The sequence below is a fragment of the Pseudonocardia halophobica genome (assembly GCF_027922425.1).
GTDB lineage: Bacteria > Actinomycetota > Actinomycetes > Mycobacteriales > Pseudonocardiaceae > Pseudonocardia > Pseudonocardia halophobica.
On the sequence record NZ_BSFQ01000309.1, the window covers coordinates 1 to 504 of the forward strand.

The 504-nt window shown below is 69.4% G+C and carries 1 protein-coding gene; it reads left to right on the forward strand.

Annotation, left to right across the window (positions count from 1 at the left end; genetic code table 11):
* On the forward strand, positions 1-480 hold a 480-nt coding region (locus PKE99_RS39535; RefSeq protein ID WP_271215200.1), incomplete at its 5' end, for a LysR substrate-binding domain-containing protein.
* Between the last annotated feature and the right edge of the window lie 24 nt (positions 481-504).

The following is a 504-nucleotide window of genomic DNA, read 5'->3' on the forward strand; positions in this document are numbered from 1 at the left end:
GGGCGGGCCGATCTGGGGCTTGGCACTTTCCAGCCCGGAGAGGAGGGCGTGGTGGTGACGCCGGTGCTGCGCGACCGACTGATGGTGTTTCTGGCCACCGCACCTTCCCTTGCCAGCCAGCCGGATCTGACCTGGACGCAGATCGCTGGCCAGCCGCAGGTGGCGCTGACACGCGAAAGCGGGCTGCGACTGCTCACCGAAGTCGGCTATGAAAGCGCGGGCCAGCCGTTCCGTCCGGCGCTGGAGGTGCATCAGATCCATACCGCGCTGGCACTGGTGGAACAGGCGGGGCTGATTGCGGTGCTGCCCGCCTATGCCAAAGCGGCGGTGCATGGCCGCCCCATCGTGGCACGCGCATTGACCGCCCCCGATATCGCGCGCGAAGTGGCGCTGCTGCGTGCCCGCGACCGCAGCCCCTCACCCGCCCATGTCGCCGTCGCGGCGATCCTGACCCGTCTTCTGCGCGGGATGGCCGCCTGAGTTCTGCCGCATTTGACGGCGCAG